Source organism: Gallibacterium genomosp. 1, assembly GCF_000771875.1.
Classification (GTDB): Bacteria; Pseudomonadota; Gammaproteobacteria; order Enterobacterales; family Pasteurellaceae; genus Gallibacterium.
Window position 1 is genome coordinate 73163 of record NZ_JPXX01000020.1, and the last position, 18708, is coordinate 91870.

At 38.5% G+C, this 18708-nt stretch carries 18 protein-coding genes and 1 riboswitch; of the genes, 14 read left to right on the top strand and 4 right to left on the bottom strand.

Annotated elements, in window-relative coordinates:
- Positions 1–96 precede the first annotated feature (96 nt).
- Both JP36_RS07110 and clpB read right to left on the bottom strand, forming a co-directional pair.
- Complete coding sequence (locus JP36_RS07110) at positions 97–552, bottom strand: hypothetical protein (protein WP_052119461.1); 456 nt, start codon at positions 550–552, stop codon at positions 97–99.
- 297 nt (positions 553–849) lie between these two features.
- The gene (gene clpB / locus JP36_RS07115) at positions 850–3423 is read right to left on the bottom strand and encodes an ATP-dependent chaperone ClpB (RefSeq protein ID WP_039173439.1); all 2574 of its coding nucleotides are present in this window, start codon (positions 3421–3423) and stop codon (positions 850–852) included.
- Between the two features lie 186 nt (positions 3424–3609).
- On the opposite strand from clpB, the gene JP36_RS07120 reads away from it, so the two are divergent.
- The 3 genes from JP36_RS07120 to htpG all read left to right on the top strand — a co-directional run bounded on the left by JP36_RS07120 (position 3610) and on the right by htpG (position 6839).
- A complete protein-coding gene (locus JP36_RS07120) occupies positions 3610–4122 on the top strand; it encodes a SprT family zinc-dependent metalloprotease (RefSeq protein ID WP_039133425.1) in 513 nt (170 codons plus the stop codon).
- Between the two features lie 52 nt (positions 4123–4174).
- Positions 4175–4795 (top strand): opacity family porin, encoded by a 621-nt coding sequence (locus tag JP36_RS07125; RefSeq protein WP_234702167.1) that lies wholly within the window; start codon positions 4175–4177, stop codon positions 4793–4795.
- Positions 4796–4952: 157 nt separating this feature from the next.
- Positions 4953–6839 carry a molecular chaperone HtpG gene (gene htpG, locus JP36_RS07130; RefSeq protein ID WP_039173443.1) on the top strand — a complete coding sequence of 629 codons (1887 nt, stop codon included), beginning with the start codon at positions 4953–4955 and terminating at the stop codon, positions 6837–6839.
- Between the two features lie 87 nt (positions 6840–6926).
- Here the strand turns inward: htpG and radC are convergent, their stop codons facing one another.
- Positions 6927–7592 (bottom strand): RadC family protein, encoded by a 666-nt coding sequence (gene radC, locus JP36_RS07135; RefSeq protein ID WP_039133416.1) that lies wholly within the window; start codon positions 7590–7592, stop codon positions 6927–6929.
- 199 nt (positions 7593–7791) lie between these two features.
- On the opposite strand from radC, the gene coaBC reads away from it, so the two are divergent.
- From coaBC to JP36_RS07165, 6 genes are read left to right on the top strand one after another with little or no spacing between them, the layout of a single operon-like run.
- The gene (gene coaBC / locus JP36_RS07140; RefSeq protein WP_039173446.1) at positions 7792–9021 is read left to right on the top strand and encodes a bifunctional phosphopantothenoylcysteine decarboxylase/phosphopantothenate--cysteine ligase CoaBC; all 1230 of its coding nucleotides are present in this window, start codon (positions 7792–7794) and stop codon (positions 9019–9021) included.
- The gene (gene dut, locus JP36_RS07145) at positions 9008–9460 is read left to right on the top strand and encodes a dUTP diphosphatase (RefSeq protein WP_039133411.1); all 453 of its coding nucleotides are present in this window, start codon (positions 9008–9010) and stop codon (positions 9458–9460) included. Before coaBC ends, dut begins: the two co-directional genes overlap by 14 nt.
- Positions 9435–10064: a nucleoid occlusion factor SlmA gene (gene slmA, locus JP36_RS07150; RefSeq protein ID WP_039133408.1), complete on the top strand. Its 630-nt coding sequence runs from the start codon at positions 9435–9437 to the stop codon at positions 10062–10064. Before dut ends, slmA begins: the two co-directional genes overlap by 26 nt.
- A gap of 2 nt (positions 10065–10066) precedes the next feature.
- Positions 10067–10294 carry a YheU family protein gene (locus JP36_RS07155; RefSeq protein ID WP_039133405.1) on the top strand — a complete coding sequence of 76 codons (228 nt, stop codon included), beginning with the start codon at positions 10067–10069 and terminating at the stop codon, positions 10292–10294.
- Positions 10295–10354: 60 nt separating this feature from the next.
- A complete protein-coding gene (crp, locus tag JP36_RS07160) occupies positions 10355–11011 on the top strand; it encodes a cAMP-activated global transcriptional regulator CRP (protein ID WP_156106928.1) in 657 nt (218 codons plus the stop codon).
- Between the two features lie 20 nt (positions 11012–11031).
- Complete coding sequence (locus JP36_RS07165; protein WP_039173449.1) at positions 11032–11787, top strand: class I SAM-dependent methyltransferase; 756 nt, start codon at positions 11032–11034, stop codon at positions 11785–11787.
- Between the two features lie 41 nt (positions 11788–11828).
- Here JP36_RS07165 and tsaA read toward each other — a convergent pair whose 3' ends face one another.
- Positions 11829–12536, bottom strand: coding sequence for a tRNA (N6-threonylcarbamoyladenosine(37)-N6)-methyltransferase TrmO (tsaA, locus tag JP36_RS07170; protein ID WP_039133400.1), 708 nt, complete (start codon positions 12534–12536; stop codon positions 11829–11831).
- A gap of 107 nt (positions 12537–12643) precedes the next feature.
- Between tsaA and JP36_RS07175 the strand changes: the two genes are divergently transcribed.
- From JP36_RS07175 to JP36_RS07195, 5 genes are all read left to right on the top strand, one after another.
- Positions 12644–13549, top strand: coding sequence for a 1,4-dihydroxy-2-naphthoate polyprenyltransferase (locus tag JP36_RS07175; protein WP_039173452.1), 906 nt, complete (start codon positions 12644–12646; stop codon positions 13547–13549).
- A 31-nt stretch (positions 13550–13580) separates the two neighbouring features.
- Entirely contained in the window at positions 13581–14075 is a 495-nt protein-coding gene (gene rraA / locus JP36_RS07180; protein WP_039173454.1) for a ribonuclease E activity regulator RraA, read from the top strand.
- Positions 14076–14399: 324 nt separating this feature from the next.
- Complete coding sequence (locus tag JP36_RS07185) at positions 14400–15521, top strand: NapC/NirT family cytochrome c (protein WP_039173457.1); 1122 nt, start codon at positions 14400–14402, stop codon at positions 15519–15521.
- A gap of 48 nt (positions 15522–15569) precedes the next feature.
- A riboswitch (molybdenum cofactor riboswitch) is annotated at positions 15570–15698 on the top strand.
- Between the two features lie 69 nt (positions 15699–15767).
- Positions 15768–18239 carry a trimethylamine-N-oxide reductase TorA gene (torA, locus tag JP36_RS07190; RefSeq protein ID WP_039173460.1) on the top strand — a complete coding sequence of 824 codons (2472 nt, stop codon included), beginning with the start codon at positions 15768–15770 and terminating at the stop codon, positions 18237–18239.
- Between the two features lie 64 nt (positions 18240–18303).
- Positions 18304–18699: a VOC family protein gene (locus JP36_RS07195; protein ID WP_039173464.1), complete on the top strand. Its 396-nt coding sequence runs from the start codon at positions 18304–18306 to the stop codon at positions 18697–18699.
- Positions 18700–18708 lie beyond the last annotated feature (9 nt).

Sequence of the window (18708 nt, forward strand, 5' to 3'; positions counted from 1 at the left end):
GAACACTTTGTTGATGAGTTACATTTTGCAAGAATTTTGTATTATTTTTATTATATTTTTCTAATAACTTACTCTTATGAAGAGTAATGAGCCGATCTAGCCGTCTGAAAAGTGCACCGATTTTTTGTTGTTCGGGTAGGGTGGGTGAATAATAGGAATTTCTTCAATTTCACCTTTATTGATTTTTTTAGGAAGTGCAACGTGTAGCGTTCTTTTCCAAAGTTCTTTTTGAATTAGATCGCTTTCTATTAATGGCTTTAGATATTCAGATAAAACTAATTTAGACTTTAGTAAAGCTAGACTTACATAATAAGCAAGTTTTTGATTTGTATTGACTATATTAGTTGTTCCTATATCACCTATTCTTGTCATTAAAACATCACCGCGAGTAGGATATGTTTTAAACTCTCTCTTAAAGTCATCTTCTGATATAAACTTATCAGAAATCATAGTTTCAATATTTTCAACACTTAAAAGCATTATCCCTGACTTTTTATAATTAGGTGTTTGGTGTGTTCCATCATAAATTTCCGCCACCGCCCAAGCTTGCACTTTTTTAGCATAACAGACTTAATTCAAAAAAATTTCCAACTGCTGGCGTATCTTAACGTATTCAACCAATCGTAAATGATCGAAGTGGTCTTCAGCTTCATATGTTACGAAGATGCTAGCTAGCAACACGCTGGTATTTGCAAATATCAAGACAACTTTGTGGGTGAGTAGGATATAGTGATTTCAGTAAGTGAGCCTGGGCAACTTTGACACGATTCATAGAAAATAAAAGTCCGATCTTTGATCGGACTCAGACCGCTATCTTGCGGATAGCGGTTAAAAGGAGGGATTTATGTATTATTGTTTAGCTTCCATTTTTCCATCAACAAAGTTGATTTCAATAGTCTTATCTGGCAATAGTTCACCTGATAAGATTTGTTGGGCAAGTGGGTTTTCCACAATATTTTGGATTGCACGTTTTAATGGTCTTGCGCCGTAAACCGGGTCGTAACCGACTTGACCTAAGTAATCCAATGCTTGTTCGCTGAAATGCAACAAGTAACCACGTTCTTTCATACGATTGATCAAACGTTGTAATTGAATTGACGCAATCGCACGAATGTTTTCTTTGGCAAGTGGGTGGAAGACCACAGTTTCGTCAATACGGTTGATAAATTCCGGACGGAAATGTTGTCCAACCACAGACATCACTAATTCCTTCATTTCGCCATAACTAAGATCACCAGCCTGAGATTGAATTAAATCTGAACCCAAGTTGGAAGTCATAATTACCACAGTGTTGCGAAAATCAACTGTACGACCTTGACCATCAGTTAAACGTCCGTCATCAAGCACTTGCAATAAAATGTTGAAAACATCACGGTGTGCTTTTTCCACTTCATCAAGTAAAACGACAGAATATGGACGACGACGAACCGCTTCGGTTAAGTAACCGCCTTCTTCATAACCGACATATCCCGGAGGCGCACCGACCAAACGAGAAACAGAATGTTTTTCCATAAATTCTGACATATCGATTCTGACCATTGCATCTTCACTGTCGAACAAGAAGTTAGCCAAAGTTTTACACAATTCGGTTTTACCAACACCAGTTGGTCCTAAGAATAGGAATGAACCAATTGGACGATTCGGATCGGATAATCCGGCACGGCTACGACGAATTGCGTTTGCTACTGCTTCAACCGCTTCATTTTGTCCGATAACACGTTTGTGTAACTCTTCTTCCATTCTCAATAATTTTTCTTTTTCACCTTCCATCATTTTGGCTACAGGAATACCGGTTGCACGAGAAAGCACTTCAGCAATTTCTTCGTCGGTAACACGGTAACGCAATAGGCTCATTTCCTTGCCTTCTGCACTTTCAGCCTGTTCTAATTGTTTTTCCAACGCCGGAATGGTGCTGTATTTCAATTCAGACATCTTCGCAATATCACCGGCACGATAAGCCTGTTCCATTTTAGTTTTGGCATTATCCAATTCCGCTTTGATATGTTGTGCGCCGGAAAGTGCTGCTTTTTCGCTCTTCCAAACCTCTTCAAGTTCAGAGTACTCTTTCTCTTTTTCTGCCAACTCTTTTTCCAACATTTCAAGGCGTTTACGGCTAGCATCGTCTTCTTCTTTTTGTAACGCTTGTTGTTCAAGTTTTAATTGAATAATACGGCGTTCCAATTTATCTAATGGTTGTGGTTTTGAATCGATTTCCATACGAATGCTTGAAGCCGCTTCATCAATTAAGTCAATCGCTTTATCCGGAAGCTGACGATCCGAAATATAACGATGAGAAAGTGTTGCTGCCGCTACAATCGCCGGGTCGGTAATTTGTACGTGGTGGTGAATTTCATAACGCTCTTTCAAACCACGCAAGATGGCGATGGTATCTTCCACGCTTGGTTCATCAACCAACACTTTTTGGAAACGGCGTTCTAATGCTGCATCTTTTTCAATATATTGACGATATTCATCCAATGTTGTCGCACCGACGCAGTGTAATTCACCACGTGCCAATGATGGTTTCAACAAGTTACCGGCATCCATTGCACCGTCTGTTTTACCAGCACCGACCATAGTGTGAATTTCATCAATAAATAGGATAATTCGACCTTCTTCTTTTGCGATTTCATTTAGTACTGCTTTTAAGCGTTCCTCAAATTCACCACGATATTTTGCACCAGCAATTAATGCTCCCATATCCAAAGAGAGTACACGTTTATGTCGTAATCCTTCAGGTACTTCCCCATTAACGATACGTTGTGCCAAACCTTCAACGATAGCAGTCTTACCAACCCCTGGTTCACCGATTAACACCGGATTATTTTTGGTACGACGTTGCAACACCTGGATGGTACGGCGGATTTCATCATCACGACCGATAACCGGATCCAATTTACCGCTTTCTGCCCTTGCGGTTAAATCAATAGTATATTTTTGTAATGCCTGACGGGTTTCTTCCGCACCGGCATCATTGACGTTTTCGCCACCACGCATTTTATCAATACTCGCTAATAAATTTTGTCTGGTTAAACCGCTTTTCTTCAATACATCACTTAGTTTGTCGGAACTTTCCAAAGCGGCTAATACGAAAAGTTCAGATGAGATAAATTTATCATTGCGTTGTTGCGCAAATTTATCACATAAATTCAACATTCTGGCTAATGCCGGCGAAAGCTGGACATCACCACCGTTACCCGAAACTTGAGGTAAACGATCGATCTCTTGGCTAATTGCTTGGCGTAATTGAGCAACATTAACACCGGAAGCAGTAAGCAACGGCGCAACGGAACCACCTTCTTGATTCAATAATGCGCTCATTAAATGCACTGGCTCAATATATTGCTGATCTTTGCCTAATGCTAAAGATTGTGCTTCAGCCAATGCCTGTTGGAATTTGGTTGTTAATTTTTCAAAATTCATATAATCCTCCTAGACGATGTTTCGTCATTCACGGGAGATAAAATGGGTACGTTTTAAATTGTTTCAAGAGGAAAATAAAAAATATATGCAAAAAATTGAATATAAAAGAAAGCACATTATTATTGTTGAAAAAGATAGGGGATAGATTAATATCATTCACTTTTTAACAAGAATGAAAAGGTGATAATGGAACAGCAACAAAAACAACAACTTCGACACCTTAATCTTCAAGTAAACTGTAAATTAACACAATGTTTGTTATTGGCTGAAAGCCACTTTAATTGTAGCTTTGTGCGACCGAATATTAGTTATAAATTGCGTGGTGTAAAAGCAGGAGTGGCTTATTTACAGCAGTGGGAAATCCGTTTAAATCCGATTTTATTATTGGAAAATGGCCAACGTTTTATTGAGCAAGTTGTGCCACACGAATTGGCGCATTTATTGGTTTATCAACAATTTGGAAGAGTGAAACCGCACGGTAGGGAGTGGCAGGATGTGATGCAAAATGTGTTTGGTGTACCAGCAGAAACCAGACATCAATTTGAGATAAAAAGTGTTCAGGGGCAAACTTTTCCTTATCAATGTGCTTGTCAAACGCACCATTTGACGGCACGCCGTCATCAAAAAATTCAGCAGCAAGGCATACAATATTTTTGTAAAAAGTGCAAAAAGCAGTTACACTTCGTTACTCTTTCTTAACTGTTATTATTGGTTGTCGTGGCAGTGAAAGAGAGGGCAACTGAAACATCAAATGGAGGCAAAAATGAAAAAATTATTGGTTGTAGCACTTGGTACGTTAGTTTTAGCTTCAACAGCTCAAGCAGAATGGTATGTACAAGGTAATTTGGGTTATTCCAAGATTAAGACATCCGGTTTAGAAGATGGAAATCTTAATAAAAGTAAAGCTACACCTAGTGTGGCGATAGGTTATAAATTAGGTGATATTCGTTTGGCATTGGACTATTCCCATTATGGCAATATTAATGATCATTATAGATTGTACGACGCGGATGGATATACTGAGGGTAAGGATGAGTTTAAAATTCATGGTGTCGGTTTTTCTGCGTTGTATGACATCGATTTACAATCTAATATCAAGCCATATGTTGGTGTTCGCGTAGCAAGTAATAAAGTGAAATCGTCAAGTAGTTCTGTATACAAACAGAATAATGGTGGGACTTATAATCAAGTAGAAAAAGATGCAAGTGAAAGCTCTACAAAATTGGGTTATGGTGCAGTAGTTGGTGCCTCTTATGATTTAATGCCGAATTTAGCAGTGGATGTTGCGGCAGAATATAATATCCTTGGTAAGGAAGATGATGTAAAACTTAAACAATACGGAATGAAAGCTGGTTTAAGATATACTTTCTAATTGAGCTTTTTTAATTTCTCCCAAATGCGATCTTGATAGATTGCATTTTTTATACCTCCAAACCTTGAAAAATCGGTTTTTATACCTATTTTTTGCCATCGTAAGCAATTTTAATGAAAAGATATTTTTGTCTTTTTTGATTAATGAGGAAAAAAATATGAGTACTAATCAAGAAACGAGAGGTTTCCAATCAGAAGTAAAACAACTTCTGCAATTAATGATCCATTCACTTTATTCCAATAAAGAGATTTTTTTGCGTGAATTAATTTCTAATGCATCGGATGCGGCGGATAAATTACGTTTTAAAGCACTTTCTGCTCCAGAGCTTTATGAAGGTGATGGTGATCTAAAAGTGCGTATCAGCGTGGATGCTGATAAAGGTACGTTAACCATCAGTGATAACGGCATCGGAATGACGCGTGAACAAGCAATTGAACATTTGGGTACAATTGCTAAATCAGGTACAAAAGAGTTTTTATCCGCATTAGGGGCGGAACAAGCGAAAGACAGTCAATTAATTGGACAGTTCGGGGTTGGTTTTTATTCTGCATTTATTGTTGCTGATAAAGTAACCGTGAAAACACGTGCTGCTGGTGAAAGTGCAGACAAAGGCGTACTTTGGGAATCAGCAGGAGAAGGAGAATTTACTGTTGCCGATATTGAGAAGAAGGATCGGGGTACAGAGATTACCTTACATTTGCGTGAAGATGAAAAAGAGTTTTTGAATGAGTGGCGTTTACGCGAAATCATTGGAAAATATTCTGATCATATTGGTTTACCAGTAGAAATTTTAACAAAAGAATATGATGATGAAGGTAAAGAAACAGGTGTTAAATGGGAAAAAATCAATAAAGCCCAAGCACTTTGGACACGTTCAAAATCAGAAATCAGTGATGACGAATATAAGGAATTTTATAAACATTTAAGCCACGATTTTGCCGACCCAATGTTATGGGCTCATAATAAAGTTGAAGGAAAACAGGAATATACCAGCTTGCTTTATTTGCCGGCGAAAGCGCCTTGGGATCTCTTTAATCGTGAACAAAAACACGGCTTGAAACTGTATGTACAACGTGTCTTTATTATGGATGATGCGGAACAGTTTATGCCGAATTATTTGCGGTTTATCAAAGGGTTAATTGATTCTAATGATTTGCCGTTAAATGTATCGCGAGAAATTTTGCAAGATAATAAAGTAACCGCAGCATTGCGTAAAGCATTAACCAAACGTGCGTTAGGAATGTTGGAAAAATTGGCGAAAGATGAGGATAAAAGCAAATATCAACAGTTTTGGCAAGAATTTGGTTTAGTCTTGAAAGAAGGTCCGGCAGAAGAGCCGGCAAATAAAGAAGAGATTGCGAAGTTGTTACGTTTTGCTTCAACACATAATGATAGCAGTGAACAGACAGTATCGTTAACTGACTATGTTGCACGAATGAAAGAGGGGCAAAAAGCGATTTATTACATCACGGCTGATAGTTATACAGCAGCGAAAAATAGTCCACACTTGGAAATCTTTAATAAGAAAGGCATTGAAGTGTTGTTGCTTTCTGATCGCATTGATGAATGGATGTTAAGCTATTTAACTGAATTTGATGGTAAACCGCTACAAACCATTACTAAATCAGATTTAGATTTAGGTGATTTAGCAGATAAAGAAGAAGAAAGTAAGCAAAAAGAAGAAGAACAAACTTTTGCTTCTTTTATTGAACGCGTGAAAAAGTTGTTAGGTGATCGAGTAAAAGACGTACGTTTAACTCATCGTTTGAGCGAAACTCCGGCGATTGTATCGACTGATAACGATCAAATGACTACCCAAATGGCGAAATTATTTGCCGCTGCGGGACAAAAAATGCCGGAAGTGAAATATACATTTGAGCTTAATCCGGAACATCATTTAGTGAAAAAAGTGGCAGATATTGCGGATGAGCAGCAATTCGCTGAGTGGATTGAGTTATTGTTGGATCAAGCTATGTTAGCGGAACGCGGTACTTTGGATAATCCAACCGCATTTATTAAACGTATTAACCATCTTTTAAGCTAAAGATGAGTCATTTATTACCACAAAATCCGGCATTTGCCGGATTTTTTCTTGCTCGGAATGTTGAATTTTGTTCATAGAATGATTCTTTTATCGAAAATCGATTAAGCCTTTTTCACAAAAAGAGAAAACCTGGTTTTTGCCAATAATTAAATGATCCAATACTCTGACATCAATCAGTTTGCACGCCTGTTGGATCTGTTCGGTAACAGCAATATCTTCTTTACTAGGCGTAGTAATGCCAGAAGGATGATTATGAGCCAAAATAATGGCAGCAGCATTATATTTTAAGGCTGATTTAATAATTTCTCGTGGATGTACTTGTGTACTGTTAATGGTTCCTTGGAATAAGGTTTCCTGTTCAATTAAATAATGTTGATTGTCTAGAAAAAGAACCATAAAAAGCTCCCTTTGTTGATTGGATAATTCTGTCTGCATATAAAGTTTGGCAAACTCGATATTATTGAAAAGGGGTTGTTGTTTTATTTCTTGTGTCAGATAGCGTTTCGTCATTTCAATACAAGCTTGTAACTGAATGTATTGTGTTATACCTAGCCCTTTGACTTCACAGAAATTTTCTTTTGAAGCAGCTAATAATTCTCGTAGAGATCCGAAATGATGTAGGCTGTTTTCAGCCAATGTCATAACTGAACAGTTTTTAAAACCGGTGCGTAAAAAAATAGCTAATAATTCTTGATCGCTTAATTTATCGGCGCCTTGTTGTAAAAGTTTTTCACGTGGCATTAACCTTGTCATTGCTTGTATCTCATTTATTGCAAATAGTGTTATTTTAATCATTCGCATATTGATAATTGTGACAAGATTCCATTTTTACGATCAGGATCGGAAAATATAAAATTTTTCAGTGAAAATAGGCGGTGCTTAATTTGGCAGGGTGACAAATATTCAGTAAAATGATGTATCTTTCATTTTGATGTTCTAAGGCGTTCAATTAATGAATTCATCTCTTCAACATAAACGAATTTTACTTGGCATTACTGGAGGTATTGCAGCATATAAAGCTATTGAGTTGATTCGTTTATTGCGTAAACAGGGGGCGGAAGTTCGTGTAGTATTGACCGATGCCGCTACTCATTTTGTTTCTCCACTGACATTACAAGCGATTTCTACTAATCCAGTGTCACATTCATTGTTTGATCCGCAAGCAGAATTAGCGATGGGGCATATTGAACTGGCAAAATGGGCAGATTATGTTGTGATTGCTCCAGCAACGGCGGATTTTATTGCCCGTTTTAATTTGGGGTTAGCAAATGATCTGTTAACAACGCTCTGTTTAGCGACCGCAGTACCAATTGCGATTGCACCTGCAATGAATCAACAGATGTATGCACAAGCAGTTCTTCAACAACATTTGCATAGTTTACGGCAGCGTGGTGTGTTGATTATTGGACCGGACAGTGGTGTGCAGGCGTGTGGTGACGTTGGTGCAGGCAGGATGTCTGAACCACAGAAAATTGTTGAAGTATTAGCACAGCAGTTTTTCACTGAGCAACCGTTGCAAGGGATCAAAGTAGTGATTACTGCCGGCCCAACTCAAGAGCCGATTGATCCGGTGCGTTATATTTCCAATTATAGTTCTGGGAAAATGGGGTATGCGATTGCTGAAGCTTTTGCCAAACAAGGTGCAGAAGTGACATTAATCAGTGGGCCAGTGAATTTGGCTGCGCCGAATGGCGTGAATGTAGTTTGGATAAAAACAGCGGTAGAAATGTGGCAGAAATCAATGCAGGCAGCAGTGTTGAATGATATTTTTATCGGTTGTGCAGCTGTTGCGGATTATCGTGTAGCTGAAATTGCTACGCAAAAAATTAAAAAATCGGACGAAGAATTGATACTAAAATTGGTGAAAAATCCAGATATTATTGCTGATGTTGGTCATCTTAAACAGCAACGTCCATTTACGGTTGGTTTTGCCGCAGAAACGCAAGATGTTGAAAATTATGCAAAAGATAAATTGGTGTGTAAAAATTTAGATTTAATTTGTGCTAATGATGTTTCAATCGCTGGGCAAGGTTTTAGCAGTGATAATAATGCATTGCAACTTTTCTGGCGACAAGGTAGTTTATCGTTGTCGCTAGCCCATAAAAGCGAATTGGCACAACAGCTAGTACAACATATTATGCAACTTTATCAAGCAGAGAAGAAAAATAATGAAGAAAATTGATGTTAAGATTCTTGATAGCCGTTTGGGCAATGAATTTCCGTTACCGACTTATGCTACTGAAGGAGCTGCTGGTCTTGATTTACGAGCTTTGGCTCAAGAAAAAATTGTGTTACAACCTGGTGAAACACAGTTAATTCCGACCGGATTGTCCATTTATATCGGAGATCCAAATTTAGCGGCGGTGATTTTACCTCGTTCCGGATTAGGACATAAGCACGGCATTGTATTGGGGAATTTGGTTGGGTTAATTGACTCAGATTACCAAGGGCCGTTAATGATCTCTGCGTGGAATCGGAGTCAACAACCTTTTACGATAGAAGTTGGAGATCGTATTGCACAGCTTGTGTTTGTGCCTGTTGTACAAGCTGAATTTAACATTGTGATTGATTTTGAGCAGACAGAAAGAGGCAGCGGTGGATTTGGTCATACAGGAAAATAAACCGAAGAAAAAGGTTGAAAAACGTTCTATAGAAGCACGTCGCCAGCAAGTATTAGCGATTGTGACGCATTTACTGCATTCAGATCAAGGAATGGAACGGATTACTACGGCAAAATTAGCAGAAGCGGTTGGTGTATCGGAAGCGGCGTTATATCGTTATTTTCCGAGCAAAACAAAAATTTTTGAAGCATTGATTGAACAGATTGAAACAGTACTGTTACAGAGAATTACACAATCAATGAAAATGCAGACGGATACTAAATTACGAGTACACGATATTTTGCAAATGGTGTTGACCTTTGCTCAGAAAAATCCGGGATTAACTCGGATTTTAACTGGGCATGCATTGATGTTTGAAGATAAATCGTTGCAAATGCGAGTGGCGACTTTTTTTGATCGTTTAGAATTGCAATTAGTTAATGTATTACAAATGCGAAAATTGCGTGAGGGCAGAGGTTTTAAAATGGATGAACGTGCTATTGCCGGTTATTTGGTATTATTATGTGAGGGGCAGTTTATGCGTTATGTGCGTTCTAACTTTAGGCATTTGTCAAGTCAGGATTTTGAAACGCAGTGGAAGTTAGTTGAATCGATTTTTGATTAATTATGATTATTCCTTGGCAACAATTAAGTGAAACGGCACTGCATAATATTACGCAGAGTTTTATTTTACGTGAAGGTACGGATTATGGCGCAAGAGAGTTGACGCTAGCAGAAAAAGAAGCTCGTTTGCTAAAACAGATTAAGTCGGGGGAAGTGGTGATTGTTTGGTCTGAACTGCATCAAACGCTTGATTTGAAATTGAAACGGGAATTTTTAACACAGCATAAATGAAATATGCTATAACATTATAATTTTGTCATTTTAGTAATTTGTATAGGTGTTGGTGGCAGTATGGATATGAAAGAAGAAATAGAAGTACAACAAGAAGAAACAACAACGGATCCTACGTTGGAGTGGTTTTTATCACATTGTCATATTCATAAATATCCAGCGAAAAGCACCTTAATTAATGCTGGTGAAAAAGCTGAAACGCTCTATTATTTAATTAAAGGTTCTATTGCGGTTTCAGTCAAAGATGATGAAGGCAAAGAGATGATTTTGTCTTATTTGAGCCAAGGAGATTTTTTTGGTGAGCTTGGTCTATTTGAAGATGTAAAAGTGCGCAGTGCGTGGGTTAAAGCGAAAACAACCTGCGAAGTGGCTGAAATTTCTTATAAAAAGTTTCGTCAACTGATTCAGGTTAATCCTGAAATTTTGATGTATTTGACCTCGCAATTAGCACGTCGCTTGCAAAACACTTCAAAGCAGGTGAGTAATTTGGCTTTTCTTGATGTTACTGGTCGTATCGCACAAACATTATTGCATTTAGCGAGAATGCCGGATGCAATGACACATCCGGAAGGGATGCAGATTAAAATTACTCGCCAGGAAATTGGACAAATGGTTGGTTGTTCTCGTGAAACGGTAGGTAGAATTTTAAAAATGCTGGAAGACCAAGGCTTGATTTCTGCACATGGTAAAACTATTGTTGTTTATGGAACTAGATAAGTTTTATAAGGCGAAAGAAAATGAAAAAAGATGAAATTGGGCATAATTTTTTAGCTCGTTTAGGCAAAACGCGTTTACGTCCGGGTGGTAGAAAAGGGACAGATTGGCTAATTGCAAACGGTGATTTCAATAAAGATAAAAAAGTGTTGGAGGTCGCCTGCAATATGGGGACGACAGCAATAGGTATAGCTGAGCGGTTCGGTTGTCATATTGAAGGTGTGGATTTGGATGAGCAGGCGTTAGCAAAGGCACAAAAGAATATTAGTGAAGCAAAATTGGATGATTTAATTCACGTACAGCGTGCCAATGCAATGAAATTGCCGTTTGCAGATAATTCATTCGATATTGTAATTAATGAAGCAATGTTAACAATGTTGCCGTTAGAAGCAAAACGTAAAGCGGTAACGGAATATTTCCGAGTATTAAAACCGGGTGGTTTTTTATTAACTCACGATGTAATGTTGTTGGAACACAATGAGGCTCAAATTTTAGCAACTTTGCGTGAGGTGATTAATGTCAGCATTACACCATTAACTAAAGAGGGATGGAAAGATCTCTTTAAGCAAGCTGGTTTTAGCAATGTTGATACCTATTCTGGTGAGATGACATTGTTATCACCTAAAGGAATGCTCTATGACGAAGGGGTACTGGGAACATTAAAACTTGTGCGCAATGCATTGCGTTCTGAAAATCGGGAAACTTTCAAGAAAATGTTCAGTTTTTTTAATGATCCACAAAACAAAATGCACTTTATTGCAGTTTGTAGTCAAAAATAACAAAGTAATGGGTAGATCAAAATCTCCCCATTTTTATGTAATTATTTTTTATTTAAGTTTAACACTTCAACCAGATTTTTACTTTTCATTCGCCATTGCACATTAATGTCCCAAAGCGTCATTCCATATATCCGTTCGGAAAGTTGTTTGCGTTGATATGCCGGACGTGGATCTTGTTGTAAAACCTCTTGGATTAATGGCAATAAATCGGGGTAAATGACACTAAATACAGTTAATTGCTGTTGAGCTAAAGAAGTAAATTCAACTTGTAATTGGGGAGTTGGCTTTTGTTGGGCAAAGCCAGAATCAGCATCAGGTTGGCTATCAGCATAGGCAATATAAGGCTTAATATCAAAAATCGGTGTGCCATTAACTAAATCAACACTGCCTAAATGTAATAAAATGTGTTGTGCGTGAATCTCAACTCGCTCCAATTTTACTTTGGATAAACCAAGCGAATTTGGGCGATGTGTTGATCGAGAAGCAAAAACACCAATGCGTTCATTACCACCTAAGCGAGGTGGACGTACAGTTGGTGACCATTTATCAGTGGTAATGCGATCAAATTGGAAAATCAACCATAAATGTGAAAATTGCTCAATGCCACGAACAGCTTCCGGCACATTATAAGGAGGAAGTAATTGCAAAATACCTTTACCGTGCGGTGCTAGTTCAGGTTGTCTTGGAACAGAAAATTTTTCACTATAGGGCGTATAAATAGTAGCAATTGGTTGTAAGGTAATACTCATATTTGTGTTATGCCAATAAATAAGTAGTTACAATTAAAGGAATTCAGGTAAAATTACCAACTCGTTTAAGAAATAAGAGATGATTATAAAATAAATTTAGAGAAATAATGGAATCAAATAAATGCAAAATGTGGTTTGAAACCGCAAGACCGAAAACGTTGCCATTGGCAATCGCTTCAATTGTTACTGGATCGGCATTGGCATATTACTATCATCAATTTGATGCTACTATTGCTTTATTGGCATTGATTACTGCAACTTTATTGCAGATTGTGTCCAATTTTGCCAATGATTATGGCGATCATATAAAAGGTTCAGATACCGTAGAACGAATTGGACCATTACGTGGGATTCAACAAGGAGCAATTACATTTTCCCAATTGCGGTTAGGATTAATTCTAGTCACATTTGCCAGTATGATTTCCGGTGTGGCATTGATTGCAGTAGCTTGCCAAACGTGGAATGATGTGTTGGCATTTATAGTGTTGGGTATTTTGGCGATTATTGCTTCCATTACTTACACCGTTGGTAAAAAACCTTATGGTTATATGGGATTAGGTGATGTATCTGTCTTCATCTTCTTTGGATTGCTCGGTGTGTGCGGTACTTTTTATTTGCAATCACATCTTTTAAATTGGGCAATGATATTGCCGGCAATGATGTCTGGACTTTTAGCTGTTGCTGTTTTAAATATCAATAACTTACGAGATATTGAGCAAGATAGAAAATCTGGGAAAAATACCCTAATTGTGAGAATCGGTGCTGTTGCGGGGCGTTATTATCATATTAGTCTGATTTTTTTGGCTGCATTGTTTGCATTGCTGTTTGCACTTTATCATTTTCAACACTGGTATAGTTTTATTTTTATTTTAGTGTTCCCACTATTAGCTAAACACGCTGTTTTTGTGATGAATCATCAAGATGCTCTGCAATTACGTCCAATGCTTGCACAAATGGCTAAATTAGCACTATTATTTAATATTATTTTTAGTTTAGGACTTTGTTTGGGATAATCCCGGTTCATTTTGAAAAAAGGAAAATGCGATGAGAATTGACACATCAGAACTTTGCGATATTTACTTGGATCAAGTTGATGTTGTAGACCCGATTTTTTCTAGCTTTGGAGGCGTTTCAGCTTTTTCAGGAAAAATTACAACCATTAAATGCTTTGAAAGTAATGGTTTAATCGCTGAGATGTTGGAAGAAGAGGGGCAGGGACGAGTGTTATTAATCGATGGTGGTGGTGCGGTACGTCGAGCGTTGATTGATGCTGAATTGGCTCAATTAGCTGCAGATAACGGCTGGGAAGGTATTATTGTTTATGGTGCAGTACGTCAAATTGACCAGTTGGAAAACATCAATATCGGTATTCAGGCATTGGCTCCTATTCCGGTTTCTGCAGATGAGCAGACGAGTGGTGAAGTGGATGTTCCTGTCAACTTTGGTGGTGTTTCTTTCTTACCGGAAGATTTCGTATATGCAGATTTAACCGGCATTATTCTTTCTCCGGAGCAATTAGATCTTTCTGAAGCAGAATAATCCAATTTCGATTTTTATTTTGTCAAAAAAGCCTTATCTATGATCTGCACCCCTAAAGTTGGACTTATTATCCAACAATAGAGGTGCAGATTTTTTATGACCAAATATAACTAAAACTTTAAACAACAAGTTGTAGATTTCTACTTTCAACACGACAAAAGTCTTTCTTTAACCAGTCTACATTTCATTTCATTAATTTTGAGTTGAATCAATATCTTATATTATTTGTTGGAAAAGCATATGTTACTTTATTGAGTTGATCATAATGATTAATATAATTACCTATATTTATAATAAGTATTTAATTAAATGTGAGGGATTGGAGTGAAACTCAATAAAAAACTTTTGTTCGTCGGTTTAATAGGTGTGATATTAGGTGGTGTAATTTTAGCTGTTACACAATATGTGATGAAACAAACAAGCACAACAGCGTTTTGTGTGAGTTGTCACTCAATGAATATTCCGAAAGAAGAGTGGGAGGGCAGTGTACATTTTTCCAACCGTAAAGGCATTCGTGCGGAATGTGCAGATTGCCATATTCCGCAAGATTCCGCATTTCATTATGTGAAAACCAAGGTGATGGCGTTAAAAGATGTGTGGAATACCGTTGTGGTCGATAAATTGCCAGATCAAGAAGCCTATGAAACTCATCGTTTAGCAATGGCGAAACAGGTTTGGGCGGAGATGAAAGAAAACGATTCTGCCACTTGTAAAAGTTGTCATAGTGCGGAAGCAATGGTGCTTTCAGAGCAGTCAGAAGCGGCACAGAAAATGCATAAAATAGCACAGGAAACCAACCAAACGTGCATTGATTGCCATAAAGGCATAGTGCATTTTATGCCTGAGATGGAAATTGATAATCAAGAAGCCAGTGGTGAATTAAGTAAACACGGTGGTGAATTTAGTCCGCAGGATAAAACTTTATATAGCCTTGCGATGAGTAATGCTAATATTGTTGACGGAGGCAGTGTTCGCTTAATGCCTTATGCGGAACTAAATGATTGGAAAATGACAGGCTATCAGGTGCAAGCTACGCTAACAGGCTGGCAGCAAGTGGGAGCGGAAAGCATTGTTTATCAAAATTTAGGAAAACGCATTATGGTGGCGTTGTTAGAAGACGTGCCAAAAGACAGCGTTCAGATTTTGCGTTCTGTTTATGATGAGGTAACTGCGTCAGAATGGAAAGAAATCCGCTTTGTGGTTGCTGTACCGAAAAATAATTTAACGGCAAATTTAACAGCACTTAATCAATTTGGTAAAAATTTGAATGAAACTTATTGTAGTGGTTGCCACGCACCGATTGGAGCAGATCATTATACTGCCAATCAATGGATTGGCGTGGTAAATTCGATGAAAGATCGTACCTCTTTATCAGGGGACGATGTACGCACATTAACAATTTATTTGCAACGTAATGGTAAGGATATGATTGTTTCTCAAAAATAAAGCATAGAAATGAGAGAGATTTTGATGTTATCGGTTTTATCGATAGCTGAAAAGGGTTGACTCCGAGCTTGTGATCCTAAGTCGAAAGATATGGAAGCAATGCCTGCTTAATGCACAATGGTATAGTTAGAAATGATTATGCCACTCGTTTTAGAAAGGTGTCGCAACTTTAATATTCACGTTATATTTCCAAGTTAAAATTTTTATTGTATATGGAACGTGAAAAATCATTTGACGAGGTTCAATATGAGAAAACAAAACAAAATCAATGTAAGCCGTCGTGATTTCATTAAACATTCTTCATTAGGTCTTGCTGGAACATCTTTATCAGGTGGGGTAGTAGGATCGTTGGTATCTTCTAAAGCAGTGGCAGCAGAACAAAGCACGGTGGTTACTGCGGCACACTGGGGGCCTTTAGGCGTGGTTGTGGAAGAGGGTAAAGTGGTGAAATCAGGCCCTGCGATTCCTGCGCCTTTAACCAATGAGTTGCAGTCTGTGGTTGCCGATCAGCTTTATAGCGAAACCCGTGTTAAATATCCAATGGTGCGTAAGGGCTATTTAGAAGGCAACAAAGATACTACTTTGCGTGGACGTGATGAATGGGTGCGCGTATCTTGGGAACAGGCGTTTGATCTTGTGGCAAAAGAGATGAAACGGGTGAGAGATAGCTACGGTGCAACAGGGATTTATGCTGGATCTTATGGCTGGTACAGCTCAGGCTCACTACACGCAGCACGCACCTTGCTACATCGTTACCTTAATGTAACGGGTGGTTTTGTTGGCTCAAAAGGGGATTATTCAACTGGGGCTGCACAAGTGATTATGCCGCACGTTTTAGGCACAATTGAAGTTTATGAGCAACAAACCAGCTGGGAAACCATTTTAGAAAGCTCAGAGATTGTGGTGTTATGGTCGGCAAATCCACTCACAACTTTACGCATTGCATGGACATCTACGGATCAAGAAGGCTTAGCCTATTTCAAAAAATTAAAAGAGAGCGGCAAACGTATTATTTGTATTGATCCTGTGCGTAGCGAAAGTTGCGAATTTTTAGGTGCAGAGTGGATTCCGATTAATACGGCAACTGACGTACCACTAATGCTAGGGATTGCATATACATTAGTGAGTGAAGACAAGCACGATAAAGCCTTCTTGAAAAAATACACGTCAGGCTATGATAAATTTGAAGAATATTTATTAGGCAAAATAGATGGGCAGTCAAAAGATGTCGCCTGGGCGAGTAAATTAACTGGCGTGCCAGTAGAGGTGATTAAACAACTTGCCAATGATTTTGCGACTAAACGCACAATGTTAATGGGCGGTTGGGGAATGCAACGTCAACGCCATGGTGAGCAAAGCCACTGGATGATGGTAACGCTAGCTTCTATGCTCGGGCAAATTGGTTTACCGGGCGGCGGTTTCGGCTTTAGTTATCACTATGCCAATGGTGGCGTACCAACCGCAACAGGCGGAATTTTAGGTTCGATCACCGCAAATCCAGCCGTACAAGCAGGGGAAAAAACGTGGCTTGATGAAACCTCAAAAATGGCATTTCCTGTGGCTCGAATTGCAGATGCTTTACTTAACCCCGGCAAAACGATTCAATATAATGGCACGGAAATTACCTATCCTGATATTAAATTAGTTTATTGGGCAGGTGGTAATCCATTTGTGCATCATCAAGATACCAATACTTTAGTGAAAGCTTTCCATAAGCCAGATACCTTTATTGTGAATGAAGTAAACTGGACGCCAACGGCACGAATGGCTGATATTGTATTGCCTGTAACCACCAGTTATGAGCGTAACGACTTAACAATGTCAGGCGATTATTCAATGATGAATATCTACCCAATGAAACAAGTTGTGCCACCGCAATTTGAAGCGAAAAGTGATTATGAAATCTTCACCGAATTAGCGAAGCGTGCAGGTGTTGAAGAACAATTCACCGAAAATAAATCAGAAATGGATTGGCTCAAAGGTTTCTACCAAACCGCATTTGATGCGGCACGCAAAAACCGTGTATTAATGCCTAAATTTGAGAAATTCTGGGAAGAAAATAAACCGATTACTTTCAAAGCCAATGAAAAAGCGAAAAAATGGGTGCGTTACGAAGCGTTCCGCAATGACCCATTGTTGAATCCATTGGGTACACCATCAGGTAAAATTGAAATTTATTCTGATGTGGTAGCCAAAATGAATTATGACGATTGCAAAGGCTATCCAAGCTGGATGGAACCGGCAGAGTTTGCTGGCAACACCACCGCAGAAGCACCTTTAGCTTTAGTTACGCCACACCCATATTACCGCTTGCACAGCCAGCTTGCGCATACTTCATTACGTCAAAAATATGCCGTGAATGATCGTGAACCAGTGTTGATCCACAAAGATGATGCGGCAACGCGTGGTATTGTTGATGGTGATATTGTGAGAATTTATAACCAACGAGGACAAGTGCTGGCAGGGGCTGTGGTTACTGATGGAATTATCAAAGGCACAGTAGCCTTGCACGAAGGGGCTTGGTACGATCCAGCAGACCTTGGACAATCCGATAAACCATTATGTAAAAACGGTTGTCCGAATGTGCTAACTCGTGATGAAGGTACGTCAAAACTCGCTCAGGGTAACTCGCCAAATACTTGTATTGTTCAGGTAGAAAAATTCATCGGTGAAGCCCCTGCGGTTACGGTGTTTCAACAGCCTAAAATGGTTGGTTAAGCCCTAGAAGTAAATAATCCGCACAAAAATGTGCGGATTATTTATATAGATATTAGGAGAATATATGCTCAAAATAACTCATTTGGATCATTTGGTTTTAACCGTTAAAGATATTGATGTTTCAGTGGCGTTTTATCAAAAGTTGGGAATGAAGAAGCAGTTATTTTTGGGTGGCAGAGTGGCGTTGCAGTTTGGACAACAAAAAATTAACTTGCACCAATTAGGAAAAGAATTTGAGCCAAAGGCTAAACAAGTGCAGGCTGGAAGTGCGGATCTTTGTTTTATTGTATCTGAACCGTTAGAACAAGTGCTGAGTTATTTAAAAGAGCAGAATTTAAGCATCGAAGCTGGTATTGTGGAGCGTACAGGTGCGGTTGGAAAAATTCATTCTGTTTATTTGCGTGATCCTGATGGTAATTTAATTGAGTTGTCAAATTATCAAGAGAATATAGAGAAATAATGCCTACGG

Coding starts and splice junctions, on each gene's coding strand:
- tsaA (WP_039133400.1), bottom strand. CDS start 12,536: ATGAGTATTACCTTACAACCAATTGCTACTATTTATACGCCCTATAGT.
- dut (WP_039133411.1), top strand. CDS start 9,008: ATGAAGAAAATTGATGTTAAGATTCTTGATAGCCGTTTGGGCAATGAA.
- torA (WP_039173460.1), top strand. CDS start 15,768: ATGAGAAAACAAAACAAAATCAATGTAAGCCGTCGTGATTTCATTAAA.
- JP36_RS07155 (WP_039133405.1), top strand. CDS start 10,067: ATGATTATTCCTTGGCAACAATTAAGTGAAACGGCACTGCATAATATT.
- coaBC (WP_039173446.1), top strand. CDS start 7,792: ATGAATTCATCTCTTCAACATAAACGAATTTTACTTGGCATTACTGGA.
- rraA (WP_039173454.1), top strand. CDS start 13,581: ATGAGAATTGACACATCAGAACTTTGCGATATTTACTTGGATCAAGTT.
- JP36_RS07125 (WP_234702167.1), top strand. CDS start 4,175: ATGGAGGCAAAAATGAAAAAATTATTGGTTGTAGCACTTGGTACGTTA.
- clpB (WP_039173439.1), bottom strand. CDS start 3,423: ATGAATTTTGAAAAATTAACAACCAAATTCCAACAGGCATTGGCTGAA.
- htpG (WP_039173443.1), top strand. CDS start 4,953: ATGAGTACTAATCAAGAAACGAGAGGTTTCCAATCAGAAGTAAAACAA.
- JP36_RS07195 (WP_039173464.1), top strand. CDS start 18,304: ATGCTCAAAATAACTCATTTGGATCATTTGGTTTTAACCGTTAAAGAT.
- crp (WP_156106928.1), top strand. CDS start 10,355: ATGGATATGAAAGAAGAAATAGAAGTACAACAAGAAGAAACAACAACG.
- radC (WP_039133416.1), bottom strand. CDS start 7,592: ATGACAAGGTTAATGCCACGTGAAAAACTTTTACAACAAGGCGCCGAT.
- JP36_RS07165 (WP_039173449.1), top strand. CDS start 11,032: ATGAAAAAAGATGAAATTGGGCATAATTTTTTAGCTCGTTTAGGCAAA.
- JP36_RS07175 (WP_039173452.1), top strand. CDS start 12,644: ATGGAATCAAATAAATGCAAAATGTGGTTTGAAACCGCAAGACCGAAA.
- JP36_RS07120 (WP_039133425.1), top strand. CDS start 3,610: ATGGAACAGCAACAAAAACAACAACTTCGACACCTTAATCTTCAAGTA.